The following is an 18,278-nucleotide window of genomic DNA, read 5'->3' on the forward strand; positions in this document are numbered from 1 at the left end:
GAGCTTATTTACGGAACTCATGTTTAAATTTTTGATGGTAAAGTTTTGAATAATAAAACTCTTCCCCTAAGAAATCTCCTACCATAATCAAGGCTGTTTTAGTAATCCCTGCTTCAATTACTTTATCTTTAATATCTGCTAAGGTACCATGAACTTTTTTCTCATCATCCCAAGTTGCTTTATAGATAACACAGACCGGTGTTTCTTCAGGATAACCACCTGCAATTAATTCAGAGACCACTTTACCCACCCCTTGGACCGACAAGAAAATCACCATTGACGTTCTATGTTGGGCAAAAGAACGTAATGATTCACGATCTGGTACTGGTGTTCTGCCAGCCATTCTGGTAATAATGACACTTTGAGAAACTTCTGGGACTGTGTATTCAGCCCCAATACTTGATGCAGCACCTAAGAATGAACTAACTCCTGGAATGCAATCGAACTCAATATTTTTTTTCTTCATCTCTTCTGTCTGCTCACGAATTGATCCGTATATTGAGAAATCACCTGTTTGTAAACGAACAACATCCTTACCAGCTTTCACTGACTCGTCCATGACATCAATGATTTGCATCAAATGCATTGAAGCACTGTCATGTAATTCACAGCCTTCTTTACAGTAATTTAATAACTCTTTATTAATTAATGATCCTGCATAGATGACAACATCTGCTTGAGATAACAATTTATACCCTTTTAATGTAATTAAATCTACGGCGCCAGGTCCAGCACCAACAAAATGTACTTTACTCATCATAATCCTCCTATTTTTCACACGAAATAATTAATGTTTGATTTTGTGGTTTAAAATAATGTCCCTTACCTAGTTTCGTCCAATCGCCCACTCCGACTTGAACCATCTCAACTTCTTTAAAATCTGACTCTTCCAATACATTCATTGCTTCTAGTGCATTTTCGAATAAAATAAAATTCAGTACTAAAATACCCTTCTCAGGTAAATGATCATAACTCCATTGAATAATTTCGGCTAAGTTACCACCGCTACCTCCTATAAAAATCCGATCATATTGTTGAGATAACTCAACCGGAGCCTTTCCTAGGGCTACCTCATAGTTAGTCAAACCAAATTGCTCTTTATTTTCATTAATTAATGCGACTGCAATCTCTTTTTGTTCAATACCAAAAACTGTCAAATTAGGATATTCAACAGCGGCTTGTAACCCTACGCTACCCGTTCCGGCTCCTACATCTAACAAACTTGCTGCTGTTCCTAAGTTTAATTTACTTAAGCTAATTGCTCGTACTTCTTCTTTGGTCATTGGGACTTTTCCTCTAATAAATTCTGAATCACGCATCAATTATCACCACCACATTCAATTCATATTTTCTATCTGGGACTTCACTTGCTTCATACCACATTATTCGCTCATTTGGATAACTTAAATTTTCGCCTATTAAAAAACGTTTAGATTTACCACTAACTAATGAAGCTTGAGCCAATTGATAAGGCCCACAACTATCATCTGTTACCATAGCTACTTTAGGTAAACTAAAAATCAACTCTAAATCAGGAACTTTACCGTGACTACTTGTTAAATAACAATCATTTTGTGAGAGTTTCATTTTGGCAAATAAATATTGGATAGCGCTGATTCCTGAAATGATCACTACCTCATCTTCTTCAAATTGAGCACTTAACCAATTACCAATACCATAAAGCATTGGATTTCCTGATGCTAAAACAACACATTTTTTTGTTTTATTTTCTAATAAGATATCTTTTAGTGCTAACAATTTTTTTGGTAATTCACATTTGTTTTCTTCTGATACTTGCGGAAAACTAGCAAGTTGACGAGTACTTCCGATAATTAAATCGGCTGCTTCTATCGCTTGTAAGCCCGCATTTAAAATCAATTCCGGACGCCCCGGACCTATTCCTACAATTGTAATCATCGATACGTCTCCCCTAACTCGTCTAGTGGTTTCGTGCTAGCCAATAGACCACGTTGTGATGAAAACATGATTGCTTCAATCGCCACCGCACGTTTTTTATAACGTAATAGTAGTTCACTACGTTTTTTAATTTTATCAACAATTATTTGATAAACTTCTTCATAACCGTACTCTTCAATAATATCTCCAGCTGCTTCAGTCGTCGTACAGCTATAGACTTTTTTTAACATTGCTGTAGGAGCTCCTAGCAAGGCTAAATTAGCTACTAGGATTTCATTACGAGCATCCGCATCTTTACTATGCGTTGAGAAAATACCAGCTGCAACTTTAATAAACTTGCCAATATGACCCACCATGAGAATCTCATCAAAGCCAATTCTTTGAACTTCATTGAGAACATATCCTACAAAATTACTCATATTAACGACCTTGTCACTTGGAATATTCATGGCATTGTGAACAAATTCTTCACCGTAATTACCTGGAGTTAACACAATCCGGCGTAACCCTTGTTGGTACTTCATTTCTAATTCCAAGGTAATAGAGGCTTTCCACCCCTCTTCTGACATGGGAGTTACAACCCCTGTTGTGCCTAGAATGCTGATACCTCCCATAATACCTAAACGACTATTAAATGTTTGCCGACTTCTTTCCAGCCCTTCTGGGGCATAAATTAAGACATCCGCACCACACTTTTCTGGTAGATAAGGTAGCAAACTTTCTTTAATCATCTTACGAGGAACTGGGTTAATCGCAGCTTGTCCCACTTCAATTGGTAAGCCGGCTTTTGTCACTCTTCCAATTCCTTCTCCCCCATCAATTGTGATACTTCCTGTTTGATTGAGAGAGACTTTAGCATAAATCCACATCCCATGAGTAGCGTCAGCATCATCTCCCCCATCTTTTTCAATTGCTGCAATCCCATAATCTGCATGAATTTCAGCTGAGACTAACGGTAAAGTTAAGGCGACACCCGAAGCTGTTTTGATTGAAATAGCTTCTAATTCTTCACGAGACAGTAACATTTTTAAAGCTGCTAAAGCAGCAGCACTAGCGCAAGTCCCAGTTGTGTAACCTTTTCTTAATTTTTTCCCATTATAGTAGACGTACTCTTCCACGATTAATCACGCTCCGGCATGTTGTACAAAATAGCATTAACAATAGCTGCTGCTAAATTACTTCCACCTTTTCTACCTAATGCAGCAATTGCTGGAATATCACTTGTTGCTAGCTCCGCTTTAGACTCTTCAGCACCTACAAAACCTACTGGAACACCGACAACAGCTGCAACATCTAACTCTCCTGTTTCATGCATCTCTAAGATTTTATAGACAGCTGTTGGCGCATTCCCTAAGACGAAACATTTCAGTCCTGGAACAGTCGCCGCAACTTCAATCGCTGCCATCGAACGAGTGATTCCTTTTTCTTTGGCTACTTCAGCTACTTTAGGTTCACCGACATAACAGAAATAGTCACAACCGTAATCCGTTAATTTTTTCTTATTAATTCCACTAAGTGCCATATTTGTATCAGTAAAAATAGTACCACCGTTTAAAATAACTTCTTGAATACGTTTAATTACATCGTGAGTAAAAGATAAGCTATGCATATAATCAAAATCAGCTGTTGTGTGAATAGCACGTTTTATAATTGCTTCATGAACAGGTGTTTCAAAAGTGTAGTCCGGTTCTAACTCATCAATAATTGATTGAATAATAATAAAACTTTCTTTTTCAATTAAGTGCGGGTTTTGTTGATAGTCTCTTGTTTTCATTATAAGTCTCCTTGTTTGGCTGAGGCTTAATTCCCCATAACCATAAATTTAATCGTACTAAATATTAATAATGCGACGAAACTCGTCTCATATAATAACTGATTTGTTTTTACAATATCTTCGTAATCAACTGCTTTTAAGTTCTCACCAATCGTGGGTTTATAAACTTCTACACCGTGATATAAATGAGTGCCACCTAATTGAATACCTAAGGCTCCTGCAACTACAGCTTCTGGAAAAGCACTGTTAGGACTCTTATGATTATAACGATCACGCCATCCTATTTTGACAGCATTACGCCCGTCAAATGGTAAGATAAAACTCAAAAGCATCATCAACAACCATGTAATACGGGCGGGAATAAAGCTGAAGACGTCATCGAGAATGGCTGAAACTGCCCCTACTTCTAAATGTTTCTTATTTTTATACCCCACCATCGAATCCAACGTATTAACTGCCTTATACATCATACCTAAGACGGGACCACCAATTACTAAGTAAAATAAAGGAGCAATCATACCATCATTAGTATTTTCAGCAATCGTCTCGATTGTGGCTTGGCAAATTTCTTTTTTATTTAACTCAGACGTGTCTCGTCCAACAATCATGCCTACTTGCTTCCGTGCCTCTTCTAAACTACCCTCTTTTAATACCTTAATCATTTTTTTCCCTTCAAAAGCTAAGCTTTTCATAGCTAATGTTGTATAACTCAGGTAGAGACTAACTAGTAAACCGATAACTGGATGGATTGAGGTTGCCACTTTTAATAACGTTATCGTGACAAGTCCCGTCCCTAAAACAATAATTAGCCACAGAAAAAGACCGGCTACATATTTCACCTGTTTATTTTTAATGTTTTTTTGAATAAAATTATCTAAAAAAGCGATACTATTTCCAATTAATTTTACTGGATGTGGCCATGTATAGGGATCTCCTAACAGACTATCCAAAAGAAAGGCACCAACAACCACCAGACTATTCTCTATCATCTTTCAACACGACTCCTTGATAAAAACCAATCTAATAACTCTGGATGTTGAAAGAAATGGACATGTAAGTAACTAGCATACGTATTATTTTTTAAATAACCACCTTGCCAAGTTTTAATCATTTCCCCATCTCGCCATTTCTCTAACGTCATAATAGGAGTTTCAGTCGTCTCGAAAATAGAATGATGAAATTCATGCCCGTAAATTACAGTTTTAGCCGGAGCCAGTGTCGTTGCTGTAGTTGCTTGAGCTTGGCAATAGCCAAAGCGTTTTAAGCCAGAAGTCATGCGACTAATCCCTTTAAAAACACCTACCATTTCATAGCTTTTTTCATTCACCTCAAGGGACTCACCTAAATACATTAACCCACCACATTCAGCATAGATTGGAACACCTGCCTTAGATTTTGCTAATAGGCCTGATTTTATTCCCTGATTGGCTGCCAACTCTTCCGCAAATTCTTCCGGATAGCCACCACCAATATAATAAAGATCCGCCTCTGGTAAAACGTCATCATTCATTGGACTAAAGGGAATTAATGTCACTCCTTTTTCTGCCATTAATTCTAAATTATCCTGATAGTAAAAATGAAAAGCCTCATCAAGAGCATAAGCAACCGTTGTCGATTGCTTGACTGGCTTATAATAAGCTTGCAGTTTAGATCGACGTTGATCCGCACCTTGATAGGTATCATCAGTTGCTAATTCAATTAACTTATCTAGATCAATCGTTTGAGTTAGTGTCTGACCTAAATCCGTAATCATAGCACTTAGATTGTCTATCTCTCCTTCTGGCACCAAACCTAATTGGCGAGAAGGCAAACTTACCATCGCATTTTTTCCTAGATAACCTAAAACTGGGATATCGGTATAACGTTCTATACTAGCTTTAACTAAGCCATAGTGATTGTCACTAGCGATTCGATTTAAAATCACGCCAGCTAAATTTAAATCTGGATCAAATTCAACAAAACCTTTTACAATAGCTGCAACTGATGTCGAAGTAGCTTTACCATCAATCACTAAAATAACAGGAGCATCGATTTTTTTTGCAACCGATGCCGTAGAACAGTTATCTTTGTCAATACCTAAGCCATCATATAGACCCATCACACCTTCAATTATTGAGATATCAGCCTTTTCAGCTTCTTTTTCAAATAAATAGTTTAATACGTCATCGTTCTGAATTAAAAACGAATCTAAGTTACGACTCGCTCTGCCTGTTACTTTTGTTTGGTAAGCCGTGTCTATATAGTCCGGTCCCACTTTAAAAGGCTGCACACTTAAACCTTTTTGCTGTAATGCCGCCATAATCCCTAAGGTGATCGTCGTTTTACCAACACCACTACCAGTTCCGGCTATCACAATTTTTTTCATGACTATCCCCTCCTTAAAATTAATTCCTAAAACAAAAAACACCCTCAAATTTAGTAACTGAGGGTGTTTTTTGGTACAACAAAGACAACTAAGAAATAAGCACCCTCAGAAATTTCTTAGTCACCAAAAGGCAGGTATCCTGACTTAATATCATCCTACTATCAATCCTTCCCGGAACTAACGTCCAGTGGTATCCATTGAGTTCGTCAATCTTACAGTAGCTAGGGGCTGCAAAGGATTTACACCTTTTTCCCTGACTCTTTTGGCTAATCTATTTAATTGTCATTAGTTAGAATCGTAACACCACCTCTTGTGGTCTCCACTTCATAACTATACGAGTAGTCACCTTGAAACTCTCTTTTTTTAAATTCATCATATAATTCTATCGGTATAACTTGATCTAAGGAAAACATCAAGGCGATAGCTGTCCCACTATGGGCAACCATAATACCGAGAGCACTATAACGATTGGCCAAGAGCTCAATCTGTTTAAATAAAGGCTTTGCTAATAATTCTTGATTCAATTGACTACTGGCGGTAGCTATCTTAGCTACCATTGTTTCTGATTTTTTTTCCAAAGCTGTTTGATAATTCTGAAAAATTTGGCGATAAGCTATTTCTTGTGATTTTGCTAATCGTTCATTACGTAACTTATGAAATTTTTCAGTATCTAAGGTGGCGTTACCTTCTAATATAATTAGTCGATAACGGGGAATCCAAGAGGATTGGTGATAAATATGACCATCGCTTGGTGACATAACTGTTAACTCCTGATAAATCAGACTGTCTGTTTTTTCGATATTACAACAGATTTTCATTGCGATAGCTTCTGTTATGTTCTGTTTGAGATAAGCCGCTGTCCCATAAATCATTGACATAATATCAGCCGTACTGCTAGCCATCCCTTTACCAATACTCAGGTCTGATTGCCTTGTGACCTTGACTAACGGATAGTTAGTTGGACCGTATCCAAAATACTGACAAGTTAAATAAAATGCTTGCTTAGCCTTGTCGCCCACAGCCAGAGATAGTTCCTTCGACTCACTGATAGTCATCTGACTATAACGTTTAATTGGTAAGGTTACGAGGTACTCCTTCTCACCTAAGTAACCTTGGAATAACTCGCCACAAGTTCCTGGACAACTCACTTTCACCCATCTAGTCATTAGCCATACATACCTTTAATAACTCTTGGATGAGATAACTGTTTTGCTCATGATTTTTAACAGCAATTCGATAATAAGTCCCATCCAGTCCACGATAATTACTACAAGATCTTATCAACAATCCGGCTTTTAATAGTTGCTCTTTCACCGTTTTAGGCTCTGTAATTTTTAATAAGATATAATTGACTGAGGAGGGAAAGACTGTTACCGCCGCTATTTTTTTTAATTCAGTTTCTAAATATACTTTTTCTTTCTCAACCAAATCCAACGTTGCCTTTTGATAAGCTGGGTCATTAAAAACAACTTGTCCAGCATAATCTGCTAAGGTATTGATACTCCATGGTACTTGATACTCTTTCATACTTTCAATTATGTCTTGGTTATCAGTTACAATGTAACCTAATCGCAAACCTGGTAAGGCATAAAATTTAGTTAAAGAACGTAAGATAAATAAATTTTTACTTTTATTAATAGCCTTTATCAATGTATAATTCTCACTATTTGGAATAAAATCCATAAAAGCTTCGTCTAATATTAATGAAATGTTTTTTTCGTCGCAGTAAGCTAATAGTGTTAATAACCATTCTTTAGTTAATAACTGACCCGTGGGGTTATTAGGTTGACATAAACAGATGCAATCTATTTCAGGGGTTTCTTTGAGTACTTGTCTAAAACGTGAGTCATTTAATTTAAATAATTCTTCTTCTAACAAATCAAAATAAGTAAACTTACTTTTAACTAAACTGAATGCCTCTTCGTACTCAGAAAATGTGGGGGCTAACAATAACACATGCTGTGGCCTCATTGCCTGCGCAAGTAAATAAATAATTTCAGCTTCACCATTACCTGGTAAAATCTGGTTGCTTGCTAGTTGATGATGTATTGATAGGACTTGTTTTAATTTACGATATTCACTATCCGGATAGTGAATTAATTCTGGAATTTTTTCTCTCAATTCTCTTACTAATTGTTTTGATAAACCTAAGGGATTAATATTAGCACTAAAGTCAATGAGACTTTCACTACTAATCCCCATTAATTCTGCTACTTCCTCGCGATTTCCTCCGTGCTTACTCATTACAATCCTCCACTATACTTAATGTTAAACAACTTTACTTTGACCAAAGTTTTTTATTTTACTTGGCAAAACAGCATAGACTAATTCTGATATGAGTAAATTTGCCAACGTTGCAATTGTTAGCGGAACAAATAATACGAAGACAACCTCGTGTAGAACAGGATACAAAATTAATAAATTCAATGGAACACTGACAATATAGGCTATTAACCAACTCACAGCTTTAACCATAATACCATCACCCATTGCTTTTTTTCGAACTAGACCAAAAATAAACATACAAATTCCCATTAAAAAACCAATTATGATATGAATCGGTAACGTTTGTGGAAAGCCAGCTAATAGAGCTGAAACAAAATGGCCAGCAATTCCTAAAAAAGCACCATAAACTGGACCTAAAATCATCGCCCCTAAAAAGGCTGGAAATGAGTCTAACGCAATTGAGCCTAATAATTTAAAATTAGCCCCTAATACACACATTGCTAGTAGCATGCTTACCCAAGTCAATTTCTTAGTTGTCATTGCCTCTCCTCCTTACAAAAATAACTATTAATTTAGCCCTATCAAAAAAGATACGACAAAAAAGACACTCTGATCTCCCACAGAATGTCTTGTAATTAAGCAAACAATCAACAGTGACTTTCACAAATTACAAGACAAAATCCCAATAGCTTTGTCTGTTTGATAATGTCGGCGCAAGTAATCTGGCTTTACGTCACTTTACTCTTTTCACTTCCACTTAAAATGGCCAAGTCAAAATTTCATCAGTATTACAGTAGAAAGGGTCTGCTGAGGCATTTAACCTCATTTCCTTACGTCCATCATTAAACTCGATATTCAAAGTATACAGAAAGCGCTCTTACTAATCAAGACTTTTTAAACATTTTTTCACAATCTTGCTATTATTTATTTATAACTAACTATTAATGACCCGAAATCCCTTATTTTTAAAGGCCTAATTAGTTTGCTTATTGTGATAGTATTCTTTTTACATTATGACAACATGACAAAAAAAAAGAGCTAAGAATCCCTTAAGGTTTCTTAGCTCTTTTTTTAACGTTTAAAAGCGTCTTTCATTTTATCAAAAAAACCTTCTTCTTGCTCTGCAACTTTATCGCCACCAGCTTCAGCAAATGCACGTAAAGCATCTTTTTGAGCTTCGTTTAAGTTTTTAGGTGTTAAGATACGAACAGTCACTTGTTGATCACCTGTTCCAGTACCACGCAGTTTAGGTGCTCCTTTACCACGCAAACGGAATGTTGTTCCTGTTTGCGTCCCTGCAGGTATTTTCAACTTCACTTTACCATGCACAGTTGGTACTTCCAATTCATCACCTAATGCTGCTTGAGAGAAGCTCAACGGTAATTCGTAATAAATTTCTGAACCATCACGATCGAATAAATCACTATCTTCTACGCGGAAAACAACAAATAAATCACCATGAGGACCACCATTGATACCGGCTTCTCCTTGTCCTGATAAGCGCATTTGTTGTCCATCTTCAACTCCAGCAGGGACATTCACTTTAACAGAATGTTTTTTCTTAATACGACCAGTCCCATGACAATCTGTACATGGCGTGTCAATCGTTTGCCCTTGTCCTTGACATTCGTCACAAGTTTGGCGTGTCATTACACGACCTAAAGGTGTTTGACGTTCAACATTAATCGTTCCTTGTCCATGACACTTGCCACATGTCTTAGGGCTTGTGCCGGCTTTAGCACCAGACCCATCACAAGTTGTACAAGTATCTTCACGATTATATTGAATTGTTTTTTCAATCCCAAAAATAGCATCTTCAAATTTCAGATCAAATGAATATTGTAAATCTGATCCTTGACGAGGCGCATTTGGATTAGCAGAACGACCGCCGCCGCCACCAAAAAATGATTCAAAAATATCTTCAAAGCCACCAAAACCAGCAGCACCACCGCCGAAGCCACCAAAGCCACCAGCACCGCCACCATAATTAGGGTCTGTTCCAGCATGCCCATATTGATCGTATGCTGCCTTACGTTGGGGGTCGCTTAAAATCTCATAGGCTTCTGAAATTTCTTTAAATTTATCTTCTGCATCTGCCTCTTTGTTAATATCTGGATGATACTGTTTTGAAAGTTTACGATACGCTTTTTTTATTTCCGCATCAGTTGAACTTTTGGTCACACCCAGAACTTCATAATAGTCTCTTTTGGCCATGGGTTCCCCTCCACATCTCTAATTTCCTTTGTTTTCAAAGCTTAATAATCATACCATAAAATAAAGATTTTCCAAATAGGTTCTAGCATAATTTTATGCTAATAAGTAGGAAAAGCCAAAGACTGATAGCTTTGGCTTTTCCGGATTATGTGTTAGCGACTTATTTATCGTCAACCTCTTCAAAGTCAGCATCTACAACATCATCAGCACTTCCTTGAGGGGCATTAGGATCCATTCCTTCAGCTCCACCTTGAGCGGCTGCTGCTTGTTCGTATAATTTAACTGTTAAAGCTTGCACGATTTCATTTAATTCGTCACGTTTAGCTTTCATTTGTTCTAAATCATTGGCTTCAACAGCTGCTTTTAATTCATCGCGAGCTACTTCTGCTTTTTTAACTTCTTCTTCTTCAACTTTACCTTCTAATTCACTTAAAGTTTTATCAACAGTGAATAATAATGAGTCGACTTCATTGCGTAAATCAACTTCTTCTTTACGCGCTTTATCCGCTTCGGCATTAGCTTCAGCATCTTTCACCATTTTTTCAATTTCTTCATCTGATAAACCTGAAGAAGATTTGATTGTAATAGTTTGTTCTTTTTGTGTTCCTAAGTCTTTGGCAGAAACATTTACGATACCATTTTTATCAATATCAAATGTTACTTCGATTTGTGGGACACCACGCGGTGCAGCTGGGATATCTGTCAATTGGAAACGACCTAATGTTTTGTTATCTGTCGCCATTGGACGTTCACCTTGTAAAACATGAATATCTACTGCTGGCTGATTGTCTGCTGCTGTTGAGAAGACTTGTGATTTACTTGTTGGAATTGTTGTATTACGGTCGATTAATTTAGTGAAAACTGACCCCATTGTTTCAATTCCTAATGATAAAGGTGTAACATCTAATAAGACCACATCTTTAACATCACCAGTAATCACACCACCTTGGATAGCAGCACCCATTGCTACTACTTCATCTGGGTTTACTGATTTATTAGCATCTTTACCAGTTTCACGTTGAACCGCTTCAACAACTGCTGGAATACGTGTTGAACCACCAACTAAAATCACTTCATCAATATCTGATTGTGATAATCCGGCATCTTTAAGTGCTTGACGAACTGGAATTTTAGTTCTTTCGACTAAGTCTGATGTTAATTCATCAAATTTAGCACGAGTTAAGTTTAATTCTAAGTGAAGAGGACCTGCTTCTCCCGCTGTAATAAATGGTAAGCTAATTTGTGTGCTTGAAACACCTGATAAATCTTTTTTAGCTTTTTCAGCAGCATCTTTCAAGCGTTGTACGGCCATTTTATCTTGTGACAAATCAATGCCATTTTCTTTTTTGAACTCAGCAACTAAGTAGTCCATAATTTTATCATCAAAGTCATCTCCACCTAAGTGGTTATCTCCAGCTGTTGATAATACATCAAAGACACCATCGCCTAATTCTAAGATAGATACGTCAAATGTACCGCCACCTAAGTCAAATACTAAGACTTTTTCTTCTTTATCTGTTTTGTCTAAACCATAAGCAAGCGCTGCTGCAGTTGGTTCGTTAACAATACGTTCTACTTCTAAACCAGCAATTTTACCCGCATCTTTTGTTGCTTGACGTTGTGCATCATTAAAGTAAGCCGGAACTGTTACAACTGCTTTTGTAACGGGCTCGCCTAAATAATCTTCTGCAAAACCTTTTAAGTATTGTAAAACCATCGCTGAAATTTCTTGTGGTGTATATGATTTACCTTCAACTTCAACGTTGTAACCAGCTTCACCCATGTAACGTTTGATTGAAGCAATTGTATTAGGGTTTGTTACAGCTTGACGTTTTGCGACTTCCCCTACTTGAATTTCCCCATTTTTAAATGAAACTACTGATGGTGTTGTACGGTTACCTTCTGGGTTTGGGATAATTTTAGCTTCTCCACCTTCTAAAACTGCAACTGCTGAGTTAGTTGTTCCTAAGTCAATTCCGATAATTTTAGTCATAATTAATTTCTCCTTTAGTAATTGATTTTTTTTATTAGTTATATGATACAGCTATTCTTATTGAGCAACAATCACCATGCTCGGTCTTAAAACTCGATCATGTAAGATATAGCCTTTTTGTAAGACATTAATAATCTCATCTGATTTTTGATTTCCTTCGACAGGAGCCGTTTGAACTGCTTGATGTAAATTAGGATCAAAAATCTCACCCATTGCTGAGATTTCTTCAATTCCAGCTGATTTCATGGCATGTAACACACTTTCCATAACCATCTCAATCCCTTTTTTCAAACTTTCTCCTTGCTCATCCGTTACTTCAATTGCAAGAGCTCGTTCTAAGTTATCAATAGCTGGTAATAATTCTTTTCCTAAATCTTGTGAACGGTATTTAGCTGCCGCTTCACGATCTTTAATATTACGATTACGCATATTAGCAATTTCTGCTTGTGCACGTAAAAATTTATCTTCCATTTCTGAAAGTTGTTCTTGTAACAATTCTTCTTTAGTTTTTTCAGGCACTTCTTCTGATGATAAATCTGCCTCTGTTTCACCTAAAATTTCATCAATCTTAGCTTTTGTCTCTTCATCAACCTCTTCAGTTGTCTCTTGCTTGTTTAATTCTTCTTTGTTTTCTGTCACTTTTGATACTTCCTTTCTGATCCTACATTATTGATGATGAATCTAACGAGCGATAGTAATCTGTCAACTCATGGGAGAGCTCATTTCTAAAAGCATCAACTAAACCAAACATCTTAGAATACGACATACTAGTTGGTCCTAATAAAGCAATTGTCCCTTTACCATGCCCCGGTACTTCATAAGAAGCCGTGATTAAACTCATTTTTTCTAATAACTCATTTTCTAATTCATTACCAATTCGAATCGCGATTTGATCTGTCGGTGGAACAATTAGACTCGCTACTTGTTCTTGATTATTCATCAATGAATACATTGATTTAAATTCTGAAACATCTGTTAAAATGTCAAAATCCAATAAATTCATTTTACCGCCTACAAACACTCGCTCTTCAAAAGCTTGTCCCAAAATATTATCAAACAAGGACATCATCCCTGTTGGTGTTTGGAAATATTTTTGTAAAATCATTGGGATTTCTGTTCTTAATTTATGATAGACCGTCAACAGCGGTTCACCAACTAATTTGTCATTGATAATTTTAATCATTTTTTCAATATCTTCACTGGAAACACCTTGAGGAATGGTAAATACCTGGCTTTCAACATTGCCTTTATCGGTGACAATAATTGCCATTAATTGTTGATTGTTCAACGGTACCATGCGAAAACCTGTCAAGCGTCGCTCTTTGACCTCTGGACCTAATGAAAATGCCGTATAACTCGTCAGTTCAGATAAAATCTTAGCTGACTGTTCTATGATGTCATCAATAGCTTGAAACTCTTGGCCAAAGGACTGTTTGATCACTGATAATTCACCCTGACTAACGGTTGACGGCTTTAGTAAATAATCAACATAAAAACGATAGCCTTTGACTGATGGGACACGGCCTGATGATGAATGATTTTTCTCAATTAAGCCAAACTCCTCTAATACACTCATATCATTTCTGATAGTAGCTGAGCTAGCTTTAATACCTTCTTTCATCAGTGTTTTAGAACCGACCGGCACACCAGTTGATGTGTAGGTCTGAATAATCAGATACAAAATATTTAATTGTCTCTCTGTCAGCATCCTACTCACCTCTTTTTTTAGCACTCAATCATTCTAAGTGCTAATCACATTATTAATATACCAAGAGCCATCTTTTTTGTCAATAGATAACCTCTATTTTTTTAGCACTCGGCCATCAAGAGTGCTAAAAGCTTAAAAAAACGCCTTTTTCAATTTTTTATTTATCGTAGTTTCTTAACTGAAGCCATTGTCCTATTACAAAAAACTTACTATAATAAACATGATACAAAAAAACTAAAGGAGTTGTTAACATGGTAAAAGAAAAAAAGAAATTTAGTTTCCCCTCAGCCTATACGGTTATCTTAATCGTCTTACTACTTGTAATGGCCCTGACTTATTTTATCCCTGCCGGTAAGTTTGAAACCATTCAGTATCAGTCTGAGTCAAAAGCATTCATTATTACTGATGTAAACGGTAAAGAACAAGCCCCCATCAAGGCTAACCAATCAATTTTAGATGAGCATGATATTAAAATTGATTTGGCAAAATTTGAAGACGGTTCGATTTCAAAACCCGTCGCTATCCCAGGTAGTTATCAAGAATTAGACGAAAAACGTCCTGGATTATTTGGAGCCATCAAAAATTTTCTACACGCACCGATTCAAGGTTTAGCTGATTCCATTGGCATTGTTACATTTATTTTAATTTTAGGCGGAATCATTGGTGTGATTAATAAGACAGGAGCCTTTACTGCAGGAATGAATGCCCTATCTAAAAAATTAGATGGTAAAGAAAAATGGTTAATTATTATTATCTCTACTTTAATTGCCATTGGTGGTACAACTTTTGGTTTAGCAGAAGAAACCGTCGCTTTCTATCCTATTTTAGTTCCCATTTTTATGGCAGCAGGATATGATGCCTTAGTTGCGATTGCTACAATTTATCTTGGAAGTTCAATTGGTTCAATGGCCTCAACAGTCAATCCTTTTTCAGTAGTTATCGCTTCAAATACTGCTGGAATTAACTTTACAGATGGTATGGGACTTCGCTTGGTCATGCTAGTGGTCGGAACTATTATGTGTATCGTTTACACAATACGTTATGCCGAAAAAGTGAGAAAAGATGCTAGTCAATCACTTATCTTTGATCAAAAATCAGAATTAGAAGCTCAATTCTTAACACAAGATCCTGATGCTGAGGCTCCTACTTTTGATAGTCGTAAAAAAATTCTACTTTCAATTTTTGCTGGTTCATTTATTATCATGGTCTTTGGCGTAAAAGATTATGGTTGGTCATTTGATGAAATTTCTGCCTTATTCTTAGGTGTTACCTTTGTCATGGCCTTCATTAGCGGATTAGGTGAAAAAACGTTCGTATCTGAATTTATTGCCGGAGCAGCTGATTTACTTGGGGTTGCTTTAGTCTGTGCCTTGGCACGTGGCGTAACGATTATCATGGAAGATGCTAAAATTAGCGATACGTTGATGCAATGGTTAAGTACAGGTGTGTCACATATGAGTGGGGTTGTCTTTACAACTGTAATGTTCTTTGTCTTTATCTTACTAGGTTTCTTCATCCCATCATCATCAGGTTTAGCCGTATTATCAATGCCAGTTATGGCACCGCTTGCCGATGTCGTTGGTTTAGATCGCTCATTGATTGTGGATGCTTACAACTGGGGACAAGGTATCATTTCATTTATCACCCCAACTGGTTTAGTTTTAGCTTCACTTGCGATGGTCAATATTTCATTTGATAAGTGGCTAAAATTTGTTACACCATTAATGATTGCCATTGGTCTATTAGCCATTGTTTTACTTGGCGTTGGTGTTTATATTTAACTAAAATAAAAAAGTCTGACAGTTGTCAGACTTTTTTTAATCTATAAATTGTTGAAACACTTCATTTCCTAATATCAAACCACGGTCGGTCAATTTAATATAGCCATCTAACTCTTTAAGCAAGTCTGACTCAACTAGTCTTCCGATAACCTCGCCATAAATATCTTCCAAGTCACAACCATATTTTTCAGTGAATTTCCGATAAGATACTCCCTCAACTTTTCGTAAGCCCAAAAACATCTCTTCTTCCATTTTTTGTTTGAGCGTTAATTCTTCTACTTCAATAACGGGTAATTTATTTTCCTTTAACGGTTGTAAATAATGTTGAATAGGTCCATGATTCCGATACCTTATATTTCCAACGTAACCACTAGCCCCAGCTCCAAATCCATAGTAATGTTTATTATCCCAATAGATTAAATTATGTTGACTTTCGTGACCTGGAAGTGAAAAATTACTAATTTCATATTTCATTCGGCCCGCTCTTTCCATATAGACGGCTGCTAAATCAAACATATCCCCTTCAACATCTTCTGTTGGCAGATTTAATCGACCTTGACGCGCCCAATTATTAAACATTGTTTTATTTTCTAAAATTAACGAGTATAAAGAATAGTGGGGTAAATCTAAAGCCAAAGCTTTTTGTAACGTATCTTCAAAATTTTCAATTGTTTGACCTGGTAGTGCATAAATCAAATCAATACTAACATTATCAAAACCTGCTTGATCAATAACTTTCATAGTGTCAAAAACATCTTGAGCTGAATGTTTTCGACCAATTTTTTTTAATAAACGGTCATCAAAAGATTGAACCCCCATCGATAAACGATTGACCCCGTAATTTTTTAAAACAGCTAATTTTTCAGCCGTTAAATCACCTGGATTAGCTTCTACAGTAAACTCATTACGATCATCGAAAGGCAGCTCTTGTCTAATTCCTGCTAATAGTACATCTAATTGTTTAGCTGATAAGGAAGTCGGTGTCCCTCCTCCAATATAAATTGTTTCAGCTTCATCCGAAGGGTACTTAACTTTTTTCAAACGAATTTCTTTGATTAAGGCTTGAATATATTCATCCACCGGCTGCCCTTCTAAAAAAACTTTATTAAAATCACAATAGTAACAAATATGTTCACAAAATGGGATATGGATATATGCAGATGTTCGTATGATCTCTTGATTTTTCTCGCTTAATGTCATCTTTTTCTGACCTCCATACTTTTCTTAAACTATGCAAAATAGTCTTTCGTTTAATTATTATTCATAAAATAAAACTATCATAAGCTACACAAATTTAGCTAGTGATAGTTTTACTAAGTTTTTTATTTACTAATATCAGTTATTTGACCAATTAGAAAAATAATTTTCAGTCTCAACTTGGTCTTGTTTAAGTTGTGAAATTAACCCTTCAACGCCACTAAATTTCACTTCATCACGTAAATAATGATGCCAAGCAACCCGGACTTGTTCTCCATAAATATCTTGGTTAAAATCTAAAATATTAACTTCAACTGTAATATCACGTCCAGGTTCAAAAGTTATATTACGACCGATTTGCGCCATCCCACAATACCATTTTCCTGCCACTTGAATAGTAACCGCATAAACCCCTTTACGAGGCAAACGCGACATTGAAGATACTTTAATATTAGCTGTAGGAAATCCCAAAGTACGTCCCCTAGCATCACCATGGACAACTGTCCCTTCTATTTCATAAGGATAGCCTAAGAAGCGTGTAACTTGCTCCATATTACCAACTTGCATTTGTTCACGAATAGCAGTCGAACTGATTTTCTGCTCAGAGTCAACTTGTTTCGGAACTGTTACAATCTCCAAACGTCCTTTAACGTAATTAGGTAAATTATTCATTGTAGCGATATCTCTTGGCCCATAAGTATAATCAAAACCTGCTACAACAACACGTGCATGCAACCCTATCATATACTGATTAACAAAAGTTTGAGGCGATAAGCCTGCAAAAGCTGAGGTGAATTCGACCACATATAAATAATCTACACCTAAACGTTTCATATGCTCTGCTTTTTGTTCGATAGTTGTTAAATATTTCATTGTAGCAGGATTTATTTTTTGAAAAACAATTGAAGGGTGTTGATTAAAAGTCATCACTGCTAATTTTAGACCTTTGGCTTTAGCTTCTTCTTGTCCTTGTCTGATTACTTCTTGATGCCCACAATGAACACCATCAAAAAAACCTAAGACAAGTACGACTTCTTCTTCTGGAATTTGTTGTTCATTATACGGATGATGTATCTCAATAACTTCCATTTGCTAACTTCCTT

16 protein-coding genes, 1 pseudogene and 1 riboswitch are annotated in these 18,278 nt (G+C 36.4%); of the genes and pseudogenes, 1 reads left to right on the plus strand and 16 read right to left on the minus strand.

From position 1 onward, the window contains the following. Positions 1 to 4: 4 nt before the first annotated feature. From OL234_RS07040 to hrcA, 14 genes and pseudogenes are all read right to left on the minus strand, one after another. A complete protein-coding gene (locus OL234_RS07040; protein WP_275468540.1) occupies positions 5 to 757 on the minus strand; it encodes a cobalt-precorrin-4 methyltransferase in 753 nt (250 codons plus the stop codon). Between the two features lie 10 nt (positions 758 to 767). After that, on the minus strand, positions 768 to 1,319 hold the full coding sequence (locus tag OL234_RS07045) for a decarboxylating cobalt-precorrin-6B (C(15))-methyltransferase (RefSeq protein WP_275468541.1): 552 nt from the start codon (positions 1,317 to 1,319) through the stop codon (positions 768 to 770). Continuing rightward, a complete protein-coding gene (locus OL234_RS07050) occupies positions 1,312 to 1,917 on the minus strand; it encodes a cobalt-precorrin-7 (C(5))-methyltransferase (RefSeq protein ID WP_275468542.1) in 606 nt (201 codons plus the stop codon). The genes OL234_RS07045 and OL234_RS07050 overlap by 8 nt, the downstream gene beginning before the upstream one ends. Next, entirely contained in the window at positions 1,914 to 3,038 is a 1,125-nt protein-coding gene (cbiD, locus tag OL234_RS07055) for a cobalt-precorrin-5B (C(1))-methyltransferase CbiD (RefSeq protein WP_275470125.1), read from the minus strand. Before cbiD ends, OL234_RS07050 begins: the two co-directional genes overlap by 4 nt. Further along, a complete protein-coding gene (locus OL234_RS07060) occupies positions 3,038 to 3,691 on the minus strand; it encodes a cobalt-precorrin-8 methylmutase (RefSeq protein WP_275468543.1) in 654 nt (217 codons plus the stop codon). Before OL234_RS07060 ends, cbiD begins: the two co-directional genes overlap by 1 nt. A 26-nt stretch (positions 3,692 to 3,717) precedes the next feature. Continuing rightward, positions 3,718 to 4,680 carry an adenosylcobinamide-phosphate synthase CbiB gene (gene cbiB / locus OL234_RS07065; protein WP_275468544.1) on the minus strand — a complete coding sequence of 321 codons (963 nt, stop codon included), beginning with the start codon at positions 4,678 to 4,680 and terminating at the stop codon, positions 3,718 to 3,720. Then, positions 4,677 to 6,056, minus strand: coding sequence for a cobyrinic acid a,c-diamide synthase CobB (locus OL234_RS07070; protein ID WP_275468545.1), 1,380 nt, complete (start codon positions 6,054 to 6,056; stop codon positions 4,677 to 4,679). The genes cbiB and OL234_RS07070 overlap by 4 nt, the downstream gene beginning before the upstream one ends. Positions 6,057 to 6,168: 112 nt before the next feature. Next, a riboswitch (cobalamin riboswitch) is annotated at positions 6,169 to 6,382 on the minus strand. Between the two features lie 477 nt (positions 6,383 to 6,859). After that, positions 6,860 to 7,222 (minus strand): annotated as a pseudogene (locus tag OL234_RS11005) (GHMP family kinase ATP-binding protein); the annotation flags it as partial. After that, complete coding sequence (gene cobD, locus OL234_RS07075) at positions 7,215 to 8,300, minus strand: threonine-phosphate decarboxylase CobD (RefSeq protein ID WP_275468546.1); 1,086 nt, start codon at positions 8,298 to 8,300, stop codon at positions 7,215 to 7,217. The pseudogene OL234_RS11005 and the gene cobD, both read right to left, overlap by 8 nt. Positions 8,301 to 8,324: 24 nt before the next feature. Next, positions 8,325 to 8,822 carry an ECF transporter S component gene (locus OL234_RS07080; RefSeq protein WP_275468547.1) on the minus strand — a complete coding sequence of 166 codons (498 nt, stop codon included), beginning with the start codon at positions 8,820 to 8,822 and terminating at the stop codon, positions 8,325 to 8,327. Between the two features lie 531 nt (positions 8,823 to 9,353). Further along, entirely contained in the window at positions 9,354 to 10,496 is a 1,143-nt protein-coding gene (gene dnaJ / locus OL234_RS07085; RefSeq protein ID WP_275468548.1) for a molecular chaperone DnaJ, read from the minus strand. 160 nt (positions 10,497 to 10,656) lie between these two features. Then, the gene (dnaK, locus tag OL234_RS07090; protein ID WP_275468549.1) at positions 10,657 to 12,489 is read right to left on the minus strand and encodes a molecular chaperone DnaK; all 1,833 of its coding nucleotides are present in this window, start codon (positions 12,487 to 12,489) and stop codon (positions 10,657 to 10,659) included. 57 nt (positions 12,490 to 12,546) lie between these two features. After that, a complete protein-coding gene (gene grpE, locus OL234_RS07095; protein WP_275468550.1) occupies positions 12,547 to 13,128 on the minus strand; it encodes a nucleotide exchange factor GrpE in 582 nt (193 codons plus the stop codon). Between the two features lie 22 nt (positions 13,129 to 13,150). Beyond that, the gene (hrcA, locus tag OL234_RS07100) at positions 13,151 to 14,197 is read right to left on the minus strand and encodes a heat-inducible transcriptional repressor HrcA (protein ID WP_275468551.1); all 1,047 of its coding nucleotides are present in this window, start codon (positions 14,195 to 14,197) and stop codon (positions 13,151 to 13,153) included. Positions 14,198 to 14,448: 251 nt separating this feature from the next. Between hrcA and OL234_RS07105 the strand changes: the two genes are divergently transcribed. Continuing rightward, positions 14,449 to 15,978, plus strand: coding sequence for a YfcC family protein (locus OL234_RS07105; protein ID WP_275468552.1), 1,530 nt, complete (start codon positions 14,449 to 14,451; stop codon positions 15,976 to 15,978). A gap of 36 nt (positions 15,979 to 16,014) precedes the next feature. On the opposite strand, the gene hemW is transcribed toward OL234_RS07105, so the two are convergent. Next, the gene (hemW, locus tag OL234_RS07110; protein WP_275468553.1) at positions 16,015 to 17,178 is read right to left on the minus strand and encodes a radical SAM family heme chaperone HemW; all 1,164 of its coding nucleotides are present in this window, start codon (positions 17,176 to 17,178) and stop codon (positions 16,015 to 16,017) included. A gap of 135 nt (positions 17,179 to 17,313) precedes the next feature. Further along, complete coding sequence (ribF, locus tag OL234_RS07115; protein ID WP_275468554.1) at positions 17,314 to 18,264, minus strand: riboflavin biosynthesis protein RibF; 951 nt, start codon at positions 18,262 to 18,264, stop codon at positions 17,314 to 17,316. Positions 18,265 to 18,278: the final 14 nt, after the last annotated feature.

The organism is Vagococcus intermedius (genome assembly GCF_029144185.1).
Lineage (GTDB): Bacteria > Bacillota > Bacilli > Lactobacillales > Vagococcaceae > Vagococcus_D > Vagococcus_D intermedius.

Coding starts and splice junctions, on each gene's coding strand:
- ribF (WP_275468554.1), bottom strand. CDS start 18,264: ATGGAAGTTATTGAGATACATCATCCGTATAATGAACAACAAATTCCA.
- dnaJ (WP_275468548.1), bottom strand. CDS start 10,496: ATGGCCAAAAGAGACTATTATGAAGTTCTGGGTGTGACCAAAAGTTCA.
- OL234_RS07060 (WP_275468543.1), bottom strand. CDS start 3,691: ATGAAAACAAGAGACTATCAACAAAACCCGCACTTAATTGAAAAAGAA.
- OL234_RS07045 (WP_275468541.1), bottom strand. CDS start 1,319: ATGCGTGATTCAGAATTTATTAGAGGAAAAGTCCCAATGACCAAAGAA.
- dnaK (WP_275468549.1), bottom strand. CDS start 12,489: ATGACTAAAATTATCGGAATTGACTTAGGAACAACTAACTCAGCAGTT.
- OL234_RS07040 (WP_275468540.1), bottom strand. CDS start 757: ATGAGTAAAGTACATTTTGTTGGTGCTGGACCTGGCGCCGTAGATTTA.
- OL234_RS07080 (WP_275468547.1), bottom strand. CDS start 8,822: ATGACAACTAAGAAATTGACTTGGGTAAGCATGCTACTAGCAATGTGT.
- OL234_RS07105 (WP_275468552.1), top strand. CDS start 14,449: ATGGTAAAAGAAAAAAAGAAATTTAGTTTCCCCTCAGCCTATACGGTT.
- cobD (WP_275468546.1), bottom strand. CDS start 8,300: ATGAGTAAGCACGGAGGAAATCGCGAGGAAGTAGCAGAATTAATGGGG.
- hrcA (WP_275468551.1), bottom strand. CDS start 14,197: ATGCTGACAGAGAGACAATTAAATATTTTGTATCTGATTATTCAGACC.
- OL234_RS07050 (WP_275468542.1), bottom strand. CDS start 1,917: ATGATTACAATTGTAGGAATAGGTCCGGGGCGTCCGGAATTGATTTTA.
- cbiB (WP_275468544.1), bottom strand. CDS start 4,680: ATGATAGAGAATAGTCTGGTGGTTGTTGGTGCCTTTCTTTTGGATAGT.
- hemW (WP_275468553.1), bottom strand. CDS start 17,178: ATGACATTAAGCGAGAAAAATCAAGAGATCATACGAACATCTGCATAT.
- OL234_RS07070 (WP_275468545.1), bottom strand. CDS start 6,056: ATGAAAAAAATTGTGATAGCCGGAACTGGTAGTGGTGTTGGTAAAACG.